Source organism: Azospirillum sp. B4, assembly GCF_000333275.1.
Lineage (GTDB): Bacteria > Pseudomonadota > Alphaproteobacteria > Azospirillales > Azospirillaceae > Nitrospirillum.
In genome coordinates, this window is the sequence record NZ_BACU01000531.1 from 1 (window position 1) to 20,280 (window position 20,280).

At 66.6% G+C, this 20,280-nt stretch carries 19 protein-coding genes; 14 read left to right on the forward strand and 5 right to left on the reverse strand.

Annotation, left to right across the window (positions count from 1 at the left end; all coding sequences use genetic code 11):
- Window positions 1-59: 59 nt before the first annotated feature.
- From I55_RS23745 to I55_RS23760, 4 genes are read left to right on the forward strand one after another with little or no spacing between them, the layout of a single operon-like run.
- Window positions 60-2,312: an efflux RND transporter permease subunit gene (locus I55_RS23745; protein ID WP_307718726.1), complete on the forward strand. Its 2,253-nt coding sequence runs from the start codon at window positions 60-62 to the stop codon at window positions 2,310-2,312.
- Window positions 2,313-2,326: 14 nt separating this feature from the next.
- Window positions 2,327-3,727, forward strand: coding sequence for an efflux transporter outer membrane subunit (locus tag I55_RS23750; protein ID WP_044563124.1), 1,401 nt, complete (start codon window positions 2,327-2,329; stop codon window positions 3,725-3,727).
- A 32-nt stretch (window positions 3,728-3,759) separates the two neighbouring features.
- Window positions 3,760-4,449: a response regulator gene (locus I55_RS23755; protein ID WP_044563125.1), complete on the forward strand. Its 690-nt coding sequence runs from the start codon at window positions 3,760-3,762 to the stop codon at window positions 4,447-4,449.
- Between the two features lies 1 nt (window position 4,450).
- Window positions 4,451-5,521 (forward strand): ATP-binding protein, encoded by a 1,071-nt coding sequence (locus I55_RS23760; protein WP_044563111.1) that lies wholly within the window; start codon window positions 4,451-4,453, stop codon window positions 5,519-5,521.
- Window positions 5,522-5,600: 79 nt separating this feature from the next.
- Here I55_RS23760 and I55_RS36270 read toward each other — a convergent pair whose 3' ends face one another.
- The 4 genes from I55_RS36270 to I55_RS23770 all read right to left on the reverse strand — a co-directional run bounded on the left by I55_RS36270 (window position 5,601) and on the right by I55_RS23770 (window position 8,858).
- Window positions 5,601-6,221: a hypothetical protein gene (locus I55_RS36270; RefSeq protein ID WP_148293930.1), complete on the reverse strand. Its 621-nt coding sequence runs from the start codon at window positions 6,219-6,221 to the stop codon at window positions 5,601-5,603.
- A gap of 182 nt (window positions 6,222-6,403) precedes the next feature.
- The gene (locus I55_RS36275; RefSeq protein WP_286364319.1) at window positions 6,404-6,838 is read right to left on the reverse strand and encodes a mCpol domain-containing protein; all 435 of its coding nucleotides are present in this window, start codon (window positions 6,836-6,838) and stop codon (window positions 6,404-6,406) included.
- An 85-nt stretch (window positions 6,839-6,923) separates the two neighbouring features.
- Window positions 6,924-7,871 (reverse strand): LysR family transcriptional regulator, encoded by a 948-nt coding sequence (locus I55_RS23765; RefSeq protein ID WP_044563112.1) that lies wholly within the window; start codon window positions 7,869-7,871, stop codon window positions 6,924-6,926.
- A gap of 96 nt (window positions 7,872-7,967) precedes the next feature.
- Window positions 7,968-8,858 carry a LysR family transcriptional regulator gene (locus I55_RS23770; protein ID WP_044563113.1) on the reverse strand — a complete coding sequence of 297 codons (891 nt, stop codon included), beginning with the start codon at window positions 8,856-8,858 and terminating at the stop codon, window positions 7,968-7,970.
- A 220-nt stretch (window positions 8,859-9,078) separates the two neighbouring features.
- Between I55_RS23770 and I55_RS23775 the strand changes: the two genes are divergently transcribed.
- The 4 genes from I55_RS23775 to alkB all read left to right on the forward strand — a co-directional run bounded on the left by I55_RS23775 (window position 9,079) and on the right by alkB (window position 13,147).
- Window positions 9,079-10,188 (forward strand): S-(hydroxymethyl)glutathione dehydrogenase/class III alcohol dehydrogenase, encoded by a 1,110-nt coding sequence (locus I55_RS23775; RefSeq protein ID WP_044563114.1) that lies wholly within the window; start codon window positions 9,079-9,081, stop codon window positions 10,186-10,188.
- A 173-nt stretch (window positions 10,189-10,361) separates the two neighbouring features.
- Window positions 10,362-11,219, forward strand: a complete 858-nt coding sequence (gene fghA, locus I55_RS23780) for an S-formylglutathione hydrolase (RefSeq protein ID WP_044563115.1) — start codon at window positions 10,362-10,364, stop codon at window positions 11,217-11,219.
- 520 nt (window positions 11,220-11,739) lie between these two features.
- Entirely contained in the window at window positions 11,740-12,489 is a 750-nt protein-coding gene (locus I55_RS23785) for a DUF72 domain-containing protein (protein ID WP_044563116.1), read from the forward strand.
- Between the two features lie 7 nt (window positions 12,490-12,496).
- A complete protein-coding gene (gene alkB / locus I55_RS23790) occupies window positions 12,497-13,147 on the forward strand; it encodes a DNA oxidative demethylase AlkB (RefSeq protein ID WP_044563126.1) in 651 nt (216 codons plus the stop codon).
- Between the two features lie 12 nt (window positions 13,148-13,159).
- Here alkB and I55_RS33430 read toward each other — a convergent pair whose 3' ends face one another.
- On the reverse strand, window positions 13,160-13,744 hold the full coding sequence (locus I55_RS33430) for a TetR/AcrR family transcriptional regulator (protein WP_049974438.1): 585 nt from the start codon (window positions 13,742-13,744) through the stop codon (window positions 13,160-13,162).
- Window positions 13,745-14,238: 494 nt separating this feature from the next.
- Here I55_RS33430 and hisD point away from each other — a divergent pair, with 494 nt between their 5' ends.
- The 6 genes from hisD to I55_RS23825 all read left to right on the forward strand — a co-directional run.
- Window positions 14,239-15,579: a histidinol dehydrogenase gene (gene hisD / locus I55_RS23800; protein WP_044563117.1), complete on the forward strand. Its 1,341-nt coding sequence runs from the start codon at window positions 14,239-14,241 to the stop codon at window positions 15,577-15,579.
- A gap of 3 nt (window positions 15,580-15,582) precedes the next feature.
- Window positions 15,583-16,350: an SDR family NAD(P)-dependent oxidoreductase gene (locus I55_RS23805; protein WP_044563118.1), complete on the forward strand. Its 768-nt coding sequence runs from the start codon at window positions 15,583-15,585 to the stop codon at window positions 16,348-16,350.
- Between the two features lie 193 nt (window positions 16,351-16,543).
- Window positions 16,544-17,536 (forward strand): fumarylacetoacetate hydrolase family protein, encoded by a 993-nt coding sequence (locus tag I55_RS23810; protein WP_044563119.1) that lies wholly within the window; start codon window positions 16,544-16,546, stop codon window positions 17,534-17,536.
- 108 nt (window positions 17,537-17,644) lie between these two features.
- Window positions 17,645-18,610 (forward strand): NAD-dependent epimerase/dehydratase family protein, encoded by a 966-nt coding sequence (locus I55_RS23815; protein WP_044563120.1) that lies wholly within the window; start codon window positions 17,645-17,647, stop codon window positions 18,608-18,610.
- A gap of 88 nt (window positions 18,611-18,698) precedes the next feature.
- A complete protein-coding gene (locus tag I55_RS23820; protein ID WP_044563121.1) occupies window positions 18,699-19,706 on the forward strand; it encodes a LacI family DNA-binding transcriptional regulator in 1,008 nt (335 codons plus the stop codon).
- Between the two features lie 341 nt (window positions 19,707-20,047).
- Window positions 20,048-20,280, forward strand: a 233-nt coding sequence (locus I55_RS23825) for a hypothetical protein (protein WP_044563122.1), incomplete at its 3' end; no start/stop codon positions are given.

The following is a 20,280-nucleotide window of genomic DNA, read 5'->3' on the forward strand; positions in this document are numbered from 1 at the left end:
GCTCTCCCACCAGCTATCTGAAGTCAAGGGCCTGGGCAAGGTCTGCGCCCTGGTGACCGATGGCCGCTTCTCCGGTGGCAGTTGTGAAGGCCAAGGTGGAGGCGATGGCCAAGACCTTCCCCGCCGGCTACAAGATCGCCTATCCCCGCGACAGCACCGCGTTCGTGAAGCTGTCCATCCATGAGGTGATCAAGACGCTGATCGAGGCCGTCATCCTCGTGGTCATCGTCATGTTCGTCTTCCTGCAAAGCTGGCGGGCCGTGCTGATCCCGGCCATCGCCGTGCCGGTGGTGCTGCTGGGCACCTTCGGCGTGCTGTCCATCGCGGGATATTCCATCAACACCCTGACCCTGTTCGCCATGGTGCTGGCCATCGGCCTATTGGTCGACGACGCCATCGTCGTGGTGGAAAACGTCGAGCGCATCATGCGCGAGGAAAAGCTGTCACCGTATGAGGCCACGGCCAAGTCGATGAACGAGATCACCGGCGCCCTGGTCGGCATCGCCATGGTGCTGTCGGCCGTGTTCCTGCCCATGGCATTCTTCGGCGGTTCCGTCGGCGTCATCTACCGCCAGTTCTCCATAACCATTGTCTCGGCCATGGCGCTGTCGGTGGTGGTGGCGCTGGTGCTGTCGCCGGCCCTGTGCGCCACCCTGCTGAAGGCCAACGGCCATACCCACACCAAGGGCCTGGCCGGCTGGTTCAACCGCACCTTTGACCGGGGGCAGGAAAGCTACGCCCGCCGCCTGGGCGGCATCGTCGGCCGGCCGGTGGTGTTCATGCTGATCTATGGCGTCATCGTCGGCGCCATGGCCTTGCTGTTCGTGCGTCTGCCCTCCAGCTTCCTGCCGGACGAGGATCAGGGCTCCGTCATGGTGCAGTACACCCTGCCGGTGGGCGCCACCTACGCCCGCACCGACCAGGTGACCCGCGCCATCGAGAAATACTTTCTGGAGAATGAGGGCGGCACGGTCCGGGCCCTGTTCACCGTGGCGGGCTTCAGCTTCGCTGGTTCCGGCCAGAACGCCGGCATGGCCTTCCTGGCCCTGAAGGACTGGAGCGAGCGGCCGGGGGCGGAGCACAAGGCCCAGGCCATCGCCGCCCGCGCGATGCAAAAGCTGTCCAGCGTCCGGGACGCCCGGATCTTTTCCCTCATCCCGCCCTCCATCCAAGGGCTGGGGCAGTCCAACGGCTTCGACATGTGGCTGCAGGACAACGGCACCCTGGGACACGCCGGCCTGATGGGCGCCCGCAACCAGCTGCTGGGCCTGGCGGCGCAGGAGAAGACCCTGCAGGCCGTGCGGCCCAACGGTCTGGACGACACGCCGCAGGTGAAGATCGACATCGACCACGCCAAGGCCACGGCCCTGGGCCTGTCCATCTCCGACGTCACCAGCACGCTCAGCGGGGCCTGGGGCGCCAACTACGTCAACGATTTCATCGACCGGGGCCGCGTGAAGCGCGTCTATGTCCAGGGCGACGCGCCCTACCGCTCCTCGCCGGAGGATCTGGGCGCCTGGTACGTCAAGGGCTCCAGCGGCACCATGGCGCCCTTCACCGCCTTCGCCAAGGCGCGCTGGGAAATGGGGCCGCCGCAGCTGCAGCGCTTCAACGGCCTGGCAGCCCTGGAAATCCAGGGTGGGGCCGCCGGTGAGACCAGCTCCGGCGACGCCATGAACACGATGGAGAGGCTGGCGGCCCAGCTGCCGCCCGGCACCAGCCTGTCGTGGACCGGCCTGTCCTACCAGGAACGGCTGTCCAGCGGCCAGGCGCCCATGCTGTACGGCCTGTCCATCCTCGTGGTCTTCCTCTGCCTGGCCGCCCTGTACGAAAGCTGGTCCATCCCGGTGTCGGTGCTGCTGGTCATTCCGCTGGGTGTGCTGGGCGCCGTCACGGCGGCCACCCTGCGGGGCCTGTCCAACGACATCTATTTCCAGGTGGGCCTGCTGACCACCATCGGCCTGTCCGCCAAGAACGCCATCCTGATCGTGGAGTTCGCGGAAGCGGCGGAGAAGCGGGGCGTGCCAACGGTGCGGGCTGCCATCGAGGCCGCCAGGCTGCGCCTGCGCCCCATCCTGATGACCTCGCTGGCCTTCGTGGCCGGTGTCATCCCACTGGCCGTGGCCACCGGGGCGGGTGCCGGCAGCCAGAACGACATCGGCACCGGCGTGGTCGGCGGCGTCATCTCCGCCACCGTGCTGGCCATCTTCTTGGTGCCGTTGTTCTACGTCCTGGTGCGCAAGCTGTTCGGCGGTGACCTGGCCGGCAAGCATGGTGGGACCAAAGATGATCTGCAGTCGGAGGGCGTGTGATGGCGCGCTGGTTCATGCGTAGCACCACGTCCGTCCTGACCCTGGGGCTGCTGGCCGGGTGCATTTCCCTTGATCCGGATTACCAGCGCCCAGCCGTTCCGGTTCCCGCCGCCTGGCCACAGGGGGGCGCCTATGCCCCACCGGCGGCGGGGCCAGGGGTTGCGCCATCGGTGGCGGACACCGGCTGGCAGGACTTCTTCGTCGACGCCGACCTGCGCGCCATCGTCGGCCAGGCGCTGGACAACAACCGCGACCTGCGGGTGGCGGTGCAGAACGTGCTGGCGGCCAAGGCCAAGTACAACGTGCAGGACGCGGCGACATTGCCCACCCTGAACGCCACGGGCAGCACCGGCTACAGCCGCACCGGCGCCGGCGCCACCCGGCGGGAGACCAAGGCGATATCGGCCGGCATCGGCGTCAGCGCGTTCGAGGCGGACCTGTTCGGCCGGGTGGCCAGCCTGACACGGGCGGAGCTGGAGACCTACCTGGCGCAGGAGGAAACGGCGCGCGCCACCCGCATCAGCTTGATTTCCGAGGTCGCCACCGCCTACATCACCTATGCCGCCGACAGAAGCCTGTTGCGCATCGCGCAACAAACCATGGACAGCGCCCAGCACTCCGCCGACGTGACGCGCAAGCGCCTGAGCAACGGAGTCGCCACCCGGCTGGACGTGGCGGAGGCCGACACCGTCTATCAGACGGCGCGGGCCGACGTCGCCAGCTACACCACCCAGGTGGCGCAGGCCCTGAACGCGCTGGAAATCCTGACCGGCGGCCCGGTGGATCCCGCCCGCCTGCCGGATGGCATCGAGGGCCGCGCCTTCACCCTGGCGACCCTGCCGGCGGGGATGAGTACCGACGTGCTGCTGAACCGGCCGGACGTGCTGTCGGCGGAGCACAGCCTGAAGTCGGCCAACGCCAACATCGGCGCCGCCCGCGCCGCCTTCTTCCCCACCGTCAGCCTGACGACGGCGGCCGGGTTCGCCAGTTCCGCCTTCGGCAACCTGTTCCAGGCCCGGTCGCAGTCGCTGAGCTTCACGCCGTCCGTCTCGGTGCCCCTCTTCGACAATGGGGCCAACCAGGGCAACCTGGACTATGCCAAGGCGACGCAGGCCGCGGCCGTGGCGACGTATGAGAAAACCATCCAGACCGCGTTCAGGGAGGTGGCGGACGCGCTGGCCCGCCGCGGCACCATCGCCGAGCAGTTGGACGCCCAGCAGGCCACGGTCCGCAGCGCCCAGACCAGCTACGACCTGTCCCAGGCGCGCTACACGCAAGGGGCCGACAGCTACCTGAACGCGCTGGTCGCCCAGCGCACGCTCTATTCCGCGCAGCAGACCCTGGTGTCGGTGCGGCTGACGGATGCCAGCAACCTTGTCACGCTGTACCAGGTGCTGGGCGGCGGCGTGAAATAGGGAAGGGGGATCGACCTATGAGTTCCCTGACCATGAGTTCCCTGGTGCTCATCGCCGAGGATGAGCCGGAGATCGCCAGCATCCTGCAAGGGTATCTGGAGCGGGAAGGGCTGCGCACCGTCACCGCCATCAATGGCCAGGTGGCGCTGGACCTGCACCGCGCCCTGCCGCCCGACATCGTCATCCTGGACGTGAAGATGCCCAAGGTGGACGGGTACGAGGTGCTGGCGGAACTGCGCCGGCGCGGGGACACCCCCGTCATCATGGTGACGGCGCTCAGCGAGGATCTGGACAAGCTGCAGGCCCTGCGCATCGGCGCCGACGACTATATCGTGAAGCCCTTCAACCCGCTGGAGGTGGTGGCGCGGGTCAAGGCCGTGCTGCGCCGCAGCCGGTCGGCCGAGGGGCAGACCCTGTTGCGCCTGGGCCCGCTGGAGCTGGATCTGACCGCCCACATGGCGGTGGTGATGACGGAGGCGGGGCGCGGCCGGCTGGACCTGACGCTGACCGAATTCCGCATCCTGGCGCACATGATGCGGTCGCCCACCCGCGCCTTCACGCGGGCGGAGCTGATCGACGCCTGCCTGCCGGAGGGCGACACGCTGGAACGCACCATCGACAGTCACGCCAGCAACATCCGGCGCAAGCTGCAGGCGGCCGGCGCCGCCGGCTTCATGGAAGGGGTGCGGGGCGTGGGCTATCGCCTGGGCCCGGCGATCTGAGATGTGGAGCTTCAAGCGCATCACCGGCCTGAATCGCCAGCTGGTGCTGTCCATGGCGGCCGTGACGGGCCTGGCCCTGGTCATGATGACCGTCGGCCTCACCATATTCTTCACCGTCATGTTCCGCCTGTGGCCGGAGGTCTTCCGCCATCCGCCGGGCATCTGGCAGCATGTGCTGGACTGGTCGGTCACGGCACTGCTGGGCATGATGGGTGTGGCCCTGGCCGCCCGGGCGGCCGTGCGCTTCGCCCGGCGGCTGATCGCCCCGCTGGATGCCGTGGCGGGGGCCGCCCAGCGCATATCCCGCGGCGACCTGACGGCCCGCGCCCAGGTGGAAGAGAACGCCTTCCACGAGACCAAGCAGTTGGTCCAGGACTTCAACGCCATGGCCGCCCAACTGGAGCGCGCGGCCATCGAGATGCGCACCTGGAACGTGGCCATCGCGCATGAGCTGCGCACGCCGCTGACCATCCTGCGGGGGCGCCTGCAGGGATACGCCGACGGCGTCTTCACGCCGGATATGGAGGCCTTTCGCGGCCTGGTGGGCCAGGTCGACCTGCTGACCCGCATCGTCGACGACCTGAAGCTGCTGACTCTGGCGCAGAGCGGCCGGCTGGAGCTGCGGCGCGAGCAAGTGGATGTGGCGGCGGAGGCGGCGGCCGTGGTGACCATGGTCGACCCCACCTGTGCCGCCGCCGGCTTGGCCATCGAGACGGAGCTGGCGGCCGTGGAGGTTTCCGCCGACGGCGCCCGCGTGCGCCAGGCGCTGCTGGCCCTGCTGGAGAACGCCCGCCGCTACGCCGCCCCCGGCCGGGTGCGGGTGGGAACGCGCATCGACGGCGCCCACGTCGTGCTGCGCGTGGCGGATGAGGGACCGGGCCTGCCGCCGGGCATGGAGGCCCACGCCTTCGATCCCTTCTGGCGCGCCGATGATTCCCGTGCCCGCATCAGCGGCGGTACCGGCCTGGGCCTGGCCGTCGTCCAGGCCATCGCCCGCGCCCACGGCGGCGACGTGCGGGCGGAGCCTGTGACGCCGCAGGGTGTGGCGTTCGAGATCAGGTTGCCACTTTAGAGGTATTTATTCTATGAATGCCAGTTTATGAATATTTAATCGGCGTGAATTGTTATCTATTTTCCTATCCGGGGTGGCGCTAAATATTGCGCGGTGGAAAGAATACAAAAAATAAAGCGGCCAATGTTGCGAATTGAGAAATAACATTTATCCATTTAGAAATATTGCTATCAAGGCCGCAATATGCATTGAGGCCTATTCCGAGGGCTATAAAAGCAACAACTAAAAAAAATGCGTATTTGAATCGCGGAGATCTGATAAAGACGGCGCGGGAGCATTCGGAAAATATTTTAGTTTCTAGGACGTTAACGTATTCATAGCACAAATGGCTGGAACGATCTAGATCGTGTAGTAAATTTTTCCAAGGATTCGAATAGTCTGCTTTTTTAATAAGATCAAAGGTGTAAAGACCGCTTACCCCATCAACCAGGCCGAGTGCGGTCAGGTCTCCAAGGAATATTTTCCTAAGGCCGGTCACGTCTATGACGTATTCTTTATTATTCTTTATAAAATCCTGAACATACTGTCTAAGATCTTTGTAAGATATGTCTTCACTTTCATAAGCAGTGCTGGCTTCCTCTGTTTGTGAATAGAATTCGCGAACTTCATTGTTTGAAAGTATGCCATTTTTCTCATCTAATATTACTAATTTTCCGTTTTGGTGTATGTATTTCCCATGACGAGCAAGTAGCTCTATCATCTTTCTGACTGACGCGAGAGTGCGAGAGGCGAGTCCTCGTTTACTTTGATGGCTCGGAGAATTGACGAAATCTGAGACGTGTACAAATGTTACTTTGCGGATGGACTTTGTTCGCATGTTGTATATAATGCTATTCAGATACGTATCGGGGCGCTCTGAGTCGACGAATATTAATAAATTGGTCATTTTAAGTATTCCGAGTGCACGCATCCGCCACCTGTCGATTTTGCTTTGCGAAGATTCAAATAAGCGTTCTCGATAGTCTCGGCAACGCCAAATGATATCGAGCAACCGGAATTGACTGTAAAATAGACTGCTGCCTCATTTAATATGCTTTCATCATAATTTTCCTTGGAAATTTCGAAAAGAACGTCATCTCCTCCAGCCATAATTGTACGTGCCCCAACCATTTCTTCAAGATATTTAACTAAAACTGAAATAGATTCAGTTAGATTCTCGGAGAGCTTAGAAATTTGCGCCAAATCCCCTCGAAATAATGCAGATTCGATTTTCTCTCGCACGCGATCCGCATCTCCAAGAATGAATATATTATCGGACAAAACGCATTCTCCAACGTCGCTATGGAATCCCCGGTGGTTGGGATTGCACGGTACCATACTTAAGGTGGATCGTCTTGTAACCGGTTTACCGATGCTGCCGATCCAAGACACAAAACATGCGCTCGGCAGTACTACGCCCCCGCTATTGGATTGAAGTGTAAGATGTCGACTCGCTTGCCACCGCCCAACAAGGGTCCGCCTTCAGTTCCACCGAGAGGAAATCCAGGAAGGCGCGCAGCTTGGCGGCGGCGTGGCGGCCGGCGGGGTAGACGGCCTGGATGGCCGGGGCGGGGGAACGGTACTGGGGCAGCAGGCCCTTCAGGCGGCCGGCCGCCAGGTCGTCGCAGATGTCCCAGATGGATTTCAGCACGATGCCGGACCCGGCCAGGGCGGCGGCGTGCCCGACCTCGCCATCGTTGGTCTGGATCAGGGGGCGGATTTCCACGGCCACGGGCTCGCGGTGGGCCTCGCGGCAGTCGAAGCGCCAGGTGGACATCGGCGGGTCGCCCATGACGATGCAGTGGTGGCGCAGCAGGTCCTGCGGCGTCGCGGGCTCTCCATGCTGGGCCAGGTAGGCGGGGGCGGCGCAGGGGACGCGGTAGTTGGGGGCCAGCCAGCGCACCATCAGGGTGCTGTCAGGCAGGGCCGCCTGGCGGATGGCGACGTCGATGCCGGCGTCCACCAGGTCCAGCACCGTGTCGGTGACCAGCACGTGCACCCGCACCTCCGGGTACAGGGCGTGGAAACGGTGCAGGCGGGGGGCGATGTGGCGGCGGGCGAAGGCGGCGGTGGCCGTCACCCGCAACAGGCCGGTGGCGGTGCGGCGGCGGCTGGCCACCAGGTCCTGCGCCTCCTCCAGGTCCGCCACGATGCGCACGCAGCGCTCATGGAACTCCAGCCCCTCATCCGTCAGGCTGAAGCGCCGGGTGGTGCGGTTGGCCAGGCGCACGCCCAGCCGCTCTTCCAGCCGGGCCAGGCGCTTGGACACCACCGCCAGCGACAGGTCGAGTTCCCGCGCCGCCGCCGACAGGCTGCCGGTGGCGACGACGCGGATGAAGATGGTGATGTCGGTCAGGTTCTCGATCAGCATGGCAAGGCCCGCGGCTGGGGAGAAGGGACAGGCGGGTCCGGCCGCGCATCCCTTAATAACGTGTGGGCGCCCGTCCTGGAATGGCCCGCCGTGGCGTCATTTGCCGGCGGTCGCCGGGGCCTCCAGCCGGCCGCGCAGATACTCGATCAGCAGGCCGACCTTGGGGGACAGGTGGCGGCGGTGGGGATAGACCGCCCACACCCCCTCGTCCGGCGGGTGCAGGCCGTCCAGCAGCGGCACCAGCCGCCCTTCCGCTAGGTGGGCGTTGACGTAGAAGTCGGGCAGTTGGCAGATGCCCAGGCCCTGCAAGGCGGCGTCGACCACGGCGAAGCCGCTATTGCAGCGCCAGTTGCCCTGGGGGCGGAACTCCACGTCCTGGCCGGCAACGCGGAACTGCCACATCTCCGTCGTGCCGGCCAGACAGCGGTGCTGGGCCAGCTCATCCAGCGTCCGGGGGATGCCGTGGCGGGCCAGATAGGCGGGGGCCGCGCACAGGTGGCGTGTGCGCGACGCCAGGCGGGTGGCGATCAGGCGACTGTCGTTCAGGCTGCCGGTGCGGACGGCCAGGTCGAAGCCCTCGCCCACCAGATCCACCACCCGGTTGCTGAGGTCTATGGTGACGGCCAGTTGCGGGTGGTCGCCGGCGAAGCGGTTGACCAGGGGGACGATGTAGCGCTCCCCATAGGCGATGGAGCAGGTGAGGCGCAGGTGGCCCCGGGGCATGCCGTCCTGTTCGCTGACGGCGGCGTACATGTCCTCACGCTCATCCACCAGGCGGCGGCAGCGGTCCAGGAAGGCGCGGCCGGCGTCGGTAAGGCTGACATGGCGGGTGGTGCGATACAGCAGGCGCACCTGCAGCCTGTCCTCCAGTCGCGCCACCTCGCGGCTGACGTGGGAGGTGGAGATGCCCAGGCGCCGGGCCGCCCGCGAGAAGCTTTCCGTTTCCCCCACGGCGATGAATTCATCGATGCCGTCCCAGCGTGCCATCGCAAAAGCGCCCCTGGATTATTGCTGTCCAGCAACAATGATTTGCCAACCGGGGTCCGCCATTGCCAGAAAAATCGATACTATAGTCGCGCGGACGGGGCCGCCCCGCCTGGCGTAAGGTGGCGGCTCACGGGCCGGTTTTTCCTCCCTCTTCCTTCCTCTGCGGGGCGGGGCGGGAGGGGGCCGGCATCCAATCCTGCACCAGATAGGAAACGCATCCATGAAGACCCGTGCCGCCGTGGCGTTTGAGGCGAAGAAGCCCCTGGAGATCGTTGAGGTTGACCTGGAAGGCCCGAAGACGGGCGAGGTCCTGGTCGAGATCATGGCGACGGGCATCTGCCACACCGACGCCTACACGCTGGACGGTCTGGACAGCGAGGGGCTGTTCCCGTCCATCCTGGGCCATGAGGGCGCCGGCATCGTGCGCGAGGTGGGGCCGGGCGTCACCAGCGTGAAGCCGGGCGACCATGTCATCCCGCTGTACACGCCGGAATGCCGCCAGTGCAAATCCTGCCTGTCGGGCAAGACCAACCTGTGCACCGCCATCCGCGCGACGCAGGGCAAGGGCCTGATGCCCGACGGCACCAGCCGCTTCAGCTACAAGGGCCAGCCGATCTTCCATTACATGGGCTGCTCCACCTTCTCCAACTTCACGGTGCTGCCGGAAATCGCGGTGGCCAAGATCCGTGAGGACGCGCCCTTCAACACCTCCTGCTACATCGGTTGCGGCGTGACCACCGGCGTGGGCGCCGTGGTGAAGACGGCGAAGGTGGAGCCCGGCGCCAACGTCGTCATCTTCGGCCTGGGCGGCATCGGCCTGAACGTCATCCAGGCGGCCAGGATGGTGGGTGCCGACAAGATCGTCGGCGTCGACATCAACGACAGCAAGGAGGAATGGGGCCGCCGCTTCGGCATGACCCATTTCGTCAACCCGAAGAAGATCGAGGGCGACATCGTTCAGCACCTGGTCGGCCTGACCGACGGCGGCGCCGACTACACCTTCGACTGCACGGGCAACACCCTGGTGATGCGCCAGGCGCTGGAGGCCTGCCATCGCGGCTGGGGCGTGTCCGTCGTCATCGGCGTGGCCGAGGCCGGCAAGGAAATCTCCACCCGCCCCTTCCAGCTGGTGACCGGCCGGGTGTGGAAGGGCTCCGCCTTCGGCGGCGCCAAGGGCCGCACCGATGTGCCGAAGATCGTGGACTGGTACATGAACGGCAAGATCCAGATCGACCCGATGATCACCCACACCCTCAGCCTGGACGACATCAACAAGGGCTTCGACCTGATGCACGCCGGCGAGTCCATCCGCTCGGTTGTTGTTTATTAAGGTCCTTCAGGCGCCGGGCGGGCGCATCCGCGCCCTTGGCTCACGGGCCTGACCGGCCCCGCGCCGGCAGTCGCCGGCGTCCACAGGCATGGGGTGAATACCCATGCCTGTGGTTTAGCGCGCTATGGCCGGGGTGCGGCAGCACCCGGTCTTTCCTTGTCCGGAGACACCCGATGACCCTTGAGACCGTATCGACCAACCGCAGCCACGGCGGGACCCAGGGCGTCTATCGCCATGCCTCGGCCGAGACTGGCACGCCCATGGTGTTCAGCGTCTTCCTGCCGCCGCAGGCGGACCAGATAAAGGAAGGGGGCGGCGGTAAGCTGCCGGTGGTCTGGTATCTGTCGGGCCTGACCTGCACCCACGCCAACGTGACCGACAAGGGCGAGTTCCGGCAGGCGGCGGCGGAACTGGGCTTGGTCATCGTCTGTCCGGACACCAGCCCGCGCGGCGAGGGCGTGGCCGACGATGCCGCCTGGGACATGGGGCAGGGGGCGGGCTTCTACGTCGACGCCACCCAGGCGCCGTGGACGCCGCATTTCCGCATGTGGTCCTACGTGACCAAGGAACTGCCGGAGGTGGTGGCCGCCAACTTTCCCGTGGATATGGACCGGCAGGGCATCACCGGCCATTCCATGGGCGGGCACGGCGCCCTGACCGTGGCCTTGCGCCATCCTGGCCGGTTCAAGTCCGTCTCAGCCTTCGCGCCCATCGTGGCGCCCACCCAGGTGCCCTGGGGACACAAGGCGCTGCCCGGCTATCTGGGCGACGACCCGGCCGCCTGGCGCCGGCACGACGCCGTGGCCCTGATCGAGGATGGAGCGCGGGTGGCGGAACTGCTGGTCGACCAGGGCAAGGCCGACAGCTTCCTGGAAAACCAGCTGCGGCCGGAATTGCTGCGCCAGGCCTGCGCCGACGCGGGCATTCCCCTGACCCTGCGACTGCAGGAGGGGTATGACCATTCCTACTTCTTCATCTCCACCTTCATGCGCGACCATCTGGAATGGCATGCCGCGCGCCTGAAGGCCTGAGACGCCTGAAGGTCTGACGCGGGCCGGCCGCTGTCAGGCCGGCCCGCCCTTCTTCGGACTGAAATAGGAACGGGCGGTTCCCACCGCGGCGCCGGTGTCCACGGTTGTGCCGGCGGGCGACGACGTCGCGCGGGCTGGACAGGGCCGCGGGACGGTAATCATCCGCACGGGCAATGCCGGCCAGAGATGAAGGCGGGGTGTGGCTGTCCGCGCGTCAGGCTTGCCGTTCCGGGGAAGTTCATCGCTCATCGCCTGCTCGCATCCATATTGCCTCCCGCTGTTTATGCGGGGGGATGATGGCGCAATTGCAGGGGAAACGTGGCCCAATTGGGGCGGCGGCCCCGTGGCGGCCCCGTGGCGACACCGACAGCCCGGCAGCGTTTGGTGGTAGGCACGGTTGACGGTTGGCACGTCGTGCCCCACCTATGGCGGGCTCCGAATTCGAGGTCAGGAACCGGGGTGCCGGAAGACCCTGGCGCCGCCAGGATCGCCGCCGCATAGGCTGAGGGGAGGATATCCGATGGCGAAGCAAGGCCGCATCCGCGTGGGCATCGGCGGTTGGACGTATGAGCCCTGGCGGGGCACCTTCTACCCCGATGGCCTGGCGCAGAAGCGGGAGCTGGAATACGCCAGCCGCCAGCTGAGCTCCATCGAGATCAACGGCACCTATTACGGCTCGCAGAAGCCCGAGAGTTTCGCCAAGTGGCATGACGAGACGCCGGACGACTTCGTCTTCTCCCTCAAGGGGCCCCGCTTCACCACCAACCGCCGTGTGCTGGCGGAGGCGGCGGAGTCGGTGCGGCGCTTCATCGACAGCGGCGTCCTGGAACTGAAGGACAAGCTGGGCCCCATCAACTGGCAGTTCATGCCGACCAAGAAGTTCGACGCCGACGATTTCGGCGCCTTCCTGTCGGCGCTGCCGGCCACGGTGGACGGCCGCACCCTGCGCCATGCGGTGGAGGTGCGGCACGACAGTTTCCGTGCGGTGGAGTTCGCGGAGCTGGCGAGGAAGCATGGTGTCGCCGTCATCCACGCCGCCGACAGCGACTATCCGGAGATCGAGGTCGACACCGCCCCCTTTTCACTACGCCGCATCATGGGCACGACGGAGGGGGAGGAGAAGGGCTACAGCGACGCCGCCCTGGACGCCTGGGCCAGGAAGGCCAAGGACTGGGCGTCCGGTGGCAAGGACGTCTACCTCTACGTCATCAGTGGCCACAAGTGGCGCAACCCCGCCGCCGCCCGGGCCCTGATCGAGCGCCGGGGGTGACGCCATGATGGCGGATCTGCTGGCCGGGCTGGAGCCGCCCCCGGCGGCGCGAGAGGAGATCGGACCCGGCGCCCTGCTGCTGCGCGGCTGGGCGCTGCCCCGGGTGGACACGCTGCTGGCGGGGGTGGTTGAGGTCGCGGCCCAGGCTCCCTTCCGCCACATGGTGACGCCGGGCGGATTCCAGATGTCCGTCGCCATGACCAACTGCGGCCAGGCGGGCTGGGTCACCGATCGTGGCGGCTACCGGTACGCCGCCAACGACCCGGCGACGGACCGGCCTTGGCCAGCGCTGCCGCCAGCCTTCAGCGACTTGGCCGGCGCGGCGGCGCATGAGGCGGGCTATCCCGGCTTCGCCCCCGACGCCTGCCTGATCAACCGCTACGAACCCGGGGCGCGGCTGACCCTGCACCAAGACAAGGATGAGCGGTACCAGGGCCATCCCATCGTCTCGGTGTCCCTGGGTCTGCCGGCGGTCTTCCAGTTCGGCGGCCTGAAGCGGGCCGATCCCATCCGCCGGGTATCCCTCGCCCATGGCGACGTGGTGGTGTGGGGCGGGCCGTCCCGCCTGTTCCATCACGGCATCCTGCCGCTGAAGGAAGGCCTGCACCCGCAGCTGGGCGCTACGCGGATCAATCTGACGCTGCGGCGGGCGCTTTAGACCAGTGCCCGGTCACTTCGTTTCGGGCAAAGGCAACGGTGCGCAGCCGTACAGCACGGCCTGGCACATCGCCCGATAGCGGGCGGTCAACTGCTCGGCGGGGAAGGGCGGAAGGCTCTGGTTCACGGCGCGCCCGCCATCGGCCAGGGCCTGGGCCGCCTGGGCGGGCGTGAAGTCGGGTGACAGGCGCAGCAGCCCATCCTGTTCCAGAGACAACAGCAACTGCACCAGCAGGGCCTGGAAGTTCAGCGCCGCCTCGATCATCTGCTCCCGCCCGCGTTTGAAGGCTTCCGCGTTCAGGTCGATGATGTGGGGGGATTTGGCCAGGACGCGCCGGGTATAGCCGTACCGCACGTCCATGATCTCCGTCAGGATGTCCAACGCGCTGCCGCCGGCCTGGCGCACCCGGGCGCCCGCCTCCATGCCCGCCTGGATCAGCACGGCGTTCTCATGCCGCATGGTGGCCTTGAACGCGTCTTCCTTGCTGCTGAAGTAATGGTAGAGCGCGCGGCGGGTGAAGCCGCAGGCCTCCGCCAGGTCCACCATGGTCAGGTCGCTGTAGCCGTGCGTGAGGAAAGCCTGCTGCACCCGCTTCATAAGCTCGTGTCCGGGTTTCAGTGTCTTTTCCGCCATTGAGTCAACTGCGCCTGTTTTTCCATGTGTGGCTGGGGCGTGGCCGGGTCTGGTTGGGGTGCGGCCGACGGTGGATACCGAACGCGCCTCAGATAATCCACAGCGCGGTAGCATTAACTCTATTCATCAGAATGTGGCACAGATTTGTGGCCGCCTGGGCCTTTCCGAGGCAGATTGTCCCGATAACGGAAGCATTGGCTTGAATTGAAATTATTTGGCTAATTATGCATTCGAATTCATATTCCAAATCATCGCGCGGTTGAGATAAGGCGCTATCGCCAAGGGCGCCGCATCAAGCCCTCTCTGTACCGTGTGCCTGTCTCTCTGCGCTGCAGCCCTGGCAAGCGCCCTCCAAAGGGAGGTTGACGGATCGTGCATTCGGATGCATAAACGTTGCATTCGAATTCACCGGCGCCCGCAGGCGGGTCCGGGCTGGCAAGACAGGGGAGAATTCCAAGATGGCGCAGTGGTTGAAGCGTGGCGCGGACGCGGCCGTGGTCGCGGAAACCGACCGTAAGGTGCGGGACGCGGTGGAGGGCATCCTGGCCGACATCCAGGCGCGGGGCGACGCGGCGGTGCGTGAGCTGTCGGTGAAGTTCGACAAGTGGGACCGGGACAGCTACCGCCTGACGGATGCGGAGATCCAGTCCTGCATCGACAGCCTGTCCAAGCAGGACATCAAGGATATCGAGTTCGCCCAGACCCAGGTGCGCAACTTCGCCCAGCACCAGCGCGACGCGCTGAAGGACCTGGAGGTGGAGACCATGCCCGGCGTGGTCCTGGGCCACAAGAATGTGCCGGTCAACGCCGCCGGTTGCTATGTCCCGGGCGGCAAGTACCCGCTGCTGGCGTCGGCCCATATGTCGGTTCTGACGGCCAAGGTGGCGGGCGTGAAACGCGTTGTCACCTGCGCCCCGCCCTTCCAGGGCAAGCCGGCGCCCGCCATCGTCGCGGCCCAGGCCATGGCCGGCGCGGATGAGATCTACTGCCTGGGCGGCATCCAGGCGGTGGGCGCCATGGCGTTGGGCACGCAGAGCATCGCGCCCGTCGACATGCTGGTCGGTCCCGGCAACGCCTATGTCGCGGAGGCCAAGCGCCAGCTGTTCGGCCGTGTCGGCATCGACCTGTTCGCCGGCCCGACCGAGACCCTGGTCATCGCCGATGAGAGTGTGGATGGGGAACTGTGCGCCACCGACCTGCTGGGCCAGGCGGAGCATGGGCCCGACAGCCCGGCCGTGCTGCTGACCACGTCGGAGGCGCTGGCCCGCGAGACGATGGCGGAGGTGGAGCGCCTGCTGACCATCCTGCCCACGGCCGACATCGCCCGCCAGGCCTGGGCGCGCTATGGTGAGGTCATCGTGGCCGAGAGTGATGAGGAAATGGTGAGGATCGCCGACCAGATCGCGTCCGAACATGTCCAGGTCATGACCCGCGACCCGAACTACTTCCTGGACAACATGACCAACTACGGCGCCCTGTTCCTGGGCCCCCGCACCAACGTGTCGTTCGGTGACAAGGTCATCGGCACCAATCACACCCTGCCGACCAAGAAGTCGGCCCGCTACACCGGCGGCCTGTGGGTGGGCAAGTTCATCAAGACCTGCACCTACCAGCGGGTGCTGACGGACGAGGCTTCCGCCCTGGTGGGCGAATACTGCTCCCGCCTGTGCGCGCTGGAGGGTTTCGCCGGCCATGGGGAACAGGCCAACATCCGTGTCCGGCGCTACGGCCACCGCAACGTGCCTTATGCCGGTGCTGTGCAGCCCCTACAGTCTTCCGAAACCTCGGCGGCGGAGTAAACCATGGCCAGCCTGCCGCGCACCCCCGCCTTTTCCCTGGAGGGCAAGCGCGCCCTGGTGACGGGGGCGGGCCGGGGCATCGGGGTAGCCTGCGCCGCCGCCCTGGCCCAGGCCGGCGCCCATGTGGTGGTGGCCGCCCGCTCGGAAGGGGAGATCCAGGCGGTGGCGGCCAGCATCCGGGATGAAGGCGGCTCGGCCGAGGCCCTGGTGCTGGACGTCGGCGACGCCGCCGGTGTCCGCGCCACCCTGGCGGCCCAGCCATCCTTCGACATCCTGGTGAACAACGCCGGCACCAACCGGCCCAAGCCATTCGCCCAGGTGACGGAGGAGGACTACGACGCCGTCCTGGGCCTGAACCTAAAGGCCGCCTTCTTCGTGGCGCAGGCGGTGGCGGACGGCATGGTCGCGGCTGGGCGTGGCGGGTCGCTGATCCACATGTCCTCGCAGATGGGGCATGTGGGCGGGCCCAACCGCACGCTCTACTGCGCCTCCAAATGGGGGCTGGAGGGGTTGAACAAGGCCATGGCGCTGGACCTGGCGCCCCACGGCATCCGGTCCAACACCATCTGCCCCACCTTCATCGAAACGCCGCTGACCAAACCCTTCTTCGAGAACCCGGACTTCCTGGCCAGCGTGCTGGCCAAGATCAAGCTGGGCCGCCTGGGCCGGGTGGAGGATTTGATGGGTGCCGTGGTCTTCCTGGCCTCCGACGCGTCCAGCCTGATGACTGGCACAGCCATGGTGATCGACGGCGGCTGGACGGCCGACTGACCGTACCGCCAGTGCAATACCAGCGGCATGAGCACTTGGCACATGCCGCTGCAGGCCCCGACCGGGGCCGCCGGAGTTTTGCGGGGAGCGTCAGCGGACTGCAAAACCAGGACAAGCCGAGCGGCCGGATGGCCGCGCCCGGTGCCCGGGGGCCCCTACCTGAGGGCCACTAAAATATAAGGGAGATGCATCCATGAAGCTCGCTACGCTGAAGTCGGCGGACAGCCGCGACGGCCGCCTGGTGGTGGTGTCGCGCGACCTGGGGCGCGCCGCCGACGCCACCTCCATCGTTCCCACCCTGCAGGCGGCGCTGGACCGCTGGGATGCCGTGGCGCCCCGCCTGCGATCGCTCTATGACGCGCTGAACGCCGGCGAACTCGACGACAGTTTCCCCTTTGATCCGGCCGAGGCGGAATCGCCCCTGCCACGGGCTTATCAGTGGCTGGACGGTTCCTCCTACCTGGCGCACGGCCGGCTGCTGGACCGGGCCTTCAACATCCCGCCCATCCCCCAGGCCGACGTCATCCCCATCATGTACCAGGGCGGGTCGGACGACTTCCTGCCCCCGCACGGCGACGCCCCCTTCGCCAGCGATGAGGACGGCATCGATTTCGAGGCGGAGTTCGCCATCGTCGTGGGCGACGTGCCGCTGGGGGCGGATGAAGCCACGGCGCGCGACGCCGTGCGCCTGGTCCTGCTGGCCAACGACTGGAGTCTGCGCGCCCTGCAGCCGTGGGAGATGAAGCGCGGCTTCGGTCTGATCCATTCCAAGCCGGCCACGGCCTTCGCTCCCGTGGCGGTGACGCCGGATGAACTGGGGACCGCCTGGCGGGACGGCCGGATCGACCTGAGGGTGCTGACCACCTGGAACGGCCAACCCTTCGGCCGGCCGAGCGGTGGCGCCATGGATTACCGCTACGCCCAGCTGCTGACCCATGCCGCCCGCACCCGGCGCCTGCGCGCCGGTACCATCGTGGGCTTCGGCACCACCTCCGAAGGCCGGCCGGACGTTGTCGGCTCCGCCTGCATCACCGAGCGGCGGGGCTTCGAGATCATCCAGGACGGGGCGCCCAAGACGCCGTTCATGAAATTCGGGGACACGGTGAAGATCGAGGTGCTGGACGCCGATGGCCGTTCCGTCTTCGGCAGCATCGAGCAGCGGGTGGTGCCCGCCACTGGCGCCTGACCCTTCGGCGGCGTCGATACCACGCCTCCATCCTATCGTTTTTGGCAGCGGGCGGGGGCGGGCTATCGTGCCCGCCTCAACAGAAGCAGAGCAGGGAAGACGCACCCCATGAGGATCATCCTGACCGGGGCCGGCGGTTTCGTCGGCCGTCATCTGGCCCGCCGGCTGTTGGCTGAGGGCGTCGACGGGCGGCCGGTGACACGGCTGGTGCTGGCCGACTTGGCCCTCCCCGATTTGGCCCCCCCCGACCTTGGCGATGCCCGCGTGGCGCGGATCGCGGGCGACCTGTCGGACCCGGCCGTCCGTGCCCAACTGGTGGAGGGGGGCGCCGATGTGCTGTTCCACCTGGCGGCCCTGCCGGGCGGGGCGGCGGCGCGCGACCCGGCGCTGTCGCGCAAGGTGAACCTGGACGGCACGTTGGATCTGATCGAGGCCGTCGCCGCCGCGAAGCCGGTGTCCGCCCCGCCGCCGCGTGTGGTCTACACCAGCACCATCGCCGTGCTGGGTCATCCCATGCCGGCTTTGGTGGACGACACCACGCCCCTGCGCCCCGCCATGACCTACGGCGCCCACAAGCTGATGGTGGAGGTGGCGCTTGCCGACTATCGCCGGCAGGGCCTGGTTGATCCCGTGGCCATCCGCCTGTCCGGCATCCTGGCCCGGCCGGGCGGGGCCAGCGGGCTGAAGTCCGCCTTCATGAGCGATGTGTTCCACGCGCTGGCCGCCGGCCGGCCCTACACCTGTCCGGTGTCGTCCGGGGCCACCATCTGGGCCATGTCGCTGGACCGCTGCGTCGCCAACCTGGTGCATGCCGCCGGCATGGACACGGGCGCGATGCCGCCGGGCGGGGCCGTTACCTTGCCGGCCCTGTGCTTTTCCATGGGCGATCTGGTCATGGCGATAGCCCGCCAGACCGGCGCCGAGCCATCCTTGGTGAGCTACGCGCCCGACGAGGCGCTCGAGGCCGCCTTCGGCGCATATCCGCCGCTGGCCACCCCCGCCGCTGATGCCGCGGGCTTCCGCCATGACGGCACGGTGGACGCCCTGGTGGAATCCGCGTTGGCAACCCTATAAGGTCAGCGCGTGACCGGGGACGGGACCCCGGGCGGGATGGCGTTTGGGGGCAGCGTTGGCGAAGCGGCCGGTTCGGGGAAGTGAGGGGGTGGCGCCGCTGCCCACGGCCTATGACGTGGCGACGCGGGCGGGGGTGTCCCAATCCGCCGTGTCGCGCGCCTTTACGCCCGGCGCCAGCATCGCCCCCGCCACCCGCCAGCGCATCGAGAAGGCGGCGGCGGAACTGGGCTACCGCCCCAACAACATCGCCCGTTCCCTCATCACCCGGCAGTCCAGGATCATCGGCGTGGTGGCCGGCTATCTGGAAAACCAGTTCTATCCGCAACTGGTGCAGGCCTTGTCCCACGCCTTCCAGATGGAAGGTTACCGCCTGCTGCTGTTCACCAACCCCCCGGGCGGAGGCGACCCGGTGGTGGAGGACATGCTGAACTACCGTGTGGACGCGGTCATCCTGGCCTCCGTCATGCTGTCGTCCCACTTCGCGGAGGAATGCCGCGCGGCCGGCATCCCCGTGCTGCTGCTGAACCGCAAGACGGACAGCCCCACCGTGTCCAGCGTCACCGGCGACAATGACGGCGGCGCCCGGGCCATCGCCAACTATCTGCTGGCCATGGGGCACCGTCGCTTCGGCTATGTCGCCGGGTTGGAAAGTTCCTCCACCAGCCGTGACCGTGAGGCCGCCTACCGCGCCGTGCTGGAACCCCAGGGTATGGAGGTCGTCCGCGCCGTGGGGCATTACGATTTCGCCGGGGCGAAGATGGCCACCCGCGCCCTGCTGGCCAGCGGCCAGGCGCCGGACGCCATCTTCTACGCCAACGACCATATGGCCATGGCCGGGCTGGAGGTGGCGCGGTTCGAGTTTGGCTTGGCGCCCGGCCGGGACCTCTCCATCGTCGGCTTCGACAATGTCGCCGCTGCCGCCTGGTCCAGCTTCGACCTGACCACCTATTCCCAGCCCATCGACCGCATGGTGCCGGTGGTGGTGCGCGCCACGCTGGAGCAAATGGCCAGCCCCCAGGCCGAGCCGGTGCGGGCGGTGGTCGAGGGCGGATTGATCGTCCGTTCCAGCAGCCGGGGTCCTAGCCTGCGCGGCTGATGCCGTCGCCTCCGCCGGGGTCGCATTCTTCCAACCATCACCGTTCCGCCAACAAACCCGCCGCCATCCCCGGGGATGCGCGGGCTGGCCCGCCTTGTGTTGCCCCATTCCGCGCAAATGTGCATTCCGGCACCGGAATTTTTCTGCGATGGAATCCTTGACGGGGATTAAGACGATTAATATGATAAAAACATCAGGCGGTCATTCGCGCACCCTGCAGATTGCGTTTGCGCTCCGGCGCGGGCGGGTCCATCGGGTGGCGGGCGCCGGGGTGGGGGAAAATCTCCACCCATAAGGGCGGTCCGGACAGGGCCGGCCAAAAGAACGCGAAGGGGAGGGTCATGAAGAAACCAGCCAAGAGAGTCTATTTCCGTCCCAACAATCTGGGCGCGATCAACACCGACGGCATCGATTTCGACCTGGATTACCATCACCGGGTGGATTTCGGCACGATCAGCGCCCGCGTCTCCGGCACCTACACCCTGTCGCGCCAGACCCAGGCGATCCATGGCGGCGCCTTCAGCGACGACCTGGACAACGGCACCGGCCGGCTGGCCCTGGTGGCCAGCGGGGC

Coding starts and splice junctions, on each gene's coding strand:
- I55_RS23815 (WP_044563120.1), top strand. CDS start 17,645: ATGAGGATCATCCTGACCGGGGCCGGCGGTTTCGTCGGCCGTCATCTG.
- alkB (WP_044563126.1), top strand. CDS start 12,497: ATGGCGGATCTGCTGGCCGGGCTGGAGCCGCCCCCGGCGGCGCGAGAG.
- I55_RS23760 (WP_044563111.1), top strand. CDS start 4,451: ATGTGGAGCTTCAAGCGCATCACCGGCCTGAATCGCCAGCTGGTGCTG.
- I55_RS23785 (WP_044563116.1), top strand. CDS start 11,740: ATGGCGAAGCAAGGCCGCATCCGCGTGGGCATCGGCGGTTGGACGTAT.
- I55_RS23805 (WP_044563118.1), top strand. CDS start 15,583: ATGGCCAGCCTGCCGCGCACCCCCGCCTTTTCCCTGGAGGGCAAGCGC.
- I55_RS36275 (WP_286364319.1), bottom strand. CDS start 6,838: ATGGTACCGTGCAATCCCAACCACCGGGGATTCCATAGCGACGTTGGA.
- I55_RS36270 (WP_148293930.1), bottom strand. CDS start 6,221: ATGATAGAGCTACTTGCTCGTCATGGGAAATACATACACCAAAACGGA.
- I55_RS23810 (WP_044563119.1), top strand. CDS start 16,544: ATGAAGCTCGCTACGCTGAAGTCGGCGGACAGCCGCGACGGCCGCCTG.
- I55_RS33430 (WP_049974438.1), bottom strand. CDS start 13,744: ATGAAGCGGGTGCAGCAGGCTTTCCTCACGCACGGCTACAGCGACCTG.
- hisD (WP_044563117.1), top strand. CDS start 14,239: ATGGCGCAGTGGTTGAAGCGTGGCGCGGACGCGGCCGTGGTCGCGGAA.
- I55_RS23765 (WP_044563112.1), bottom strand. CDS start 7,871: ATGCTGATCGAGAACCTGACCGACATCACCATCTTCATCCGCGTCGTC.
- I55_RS23770 (WP_044563113.1), bottom strand. CDS start 8,858: ATGGCACGCTGGGACGGCATCGATGAATTCATCGCCGTGGGGGAAACG.
- I55_RS23775 (WP_044563114.1), top strand. CDS start 9,079: ATGAAGACCCGTGCCGCCGTGGCGTTTGAGGCGAAGAAGCCCCTGGAG.
- fghA (WP_044563115.1), top strand. CDS start 10,362: ATGACCCTTGAGACCGTATCGACCAACCGCAGCCACGGCGGGACCCAG.
- I55_RS23745 (WP_307718726.1), top strand. CDS start 60: ATGGCCGCTTCTCCGGTGGCAGTTGTGAAGGCCAAGGTGGAGGCGATG.
- I55_RS23750 (WP_044563124.1), top strand. CDS start 2,327: ATGCGTAGCACCACGTCCGTCCTGACCCTGGGGCTGCTGGCCGGGTGC.
- I55_RS23755 (WP_044563125.1), top strand. CDS start 3,760: ATGAGTTCCCTGGTGCTCATCGCCGAGGATGAGCCGGAGATCGCCAGC.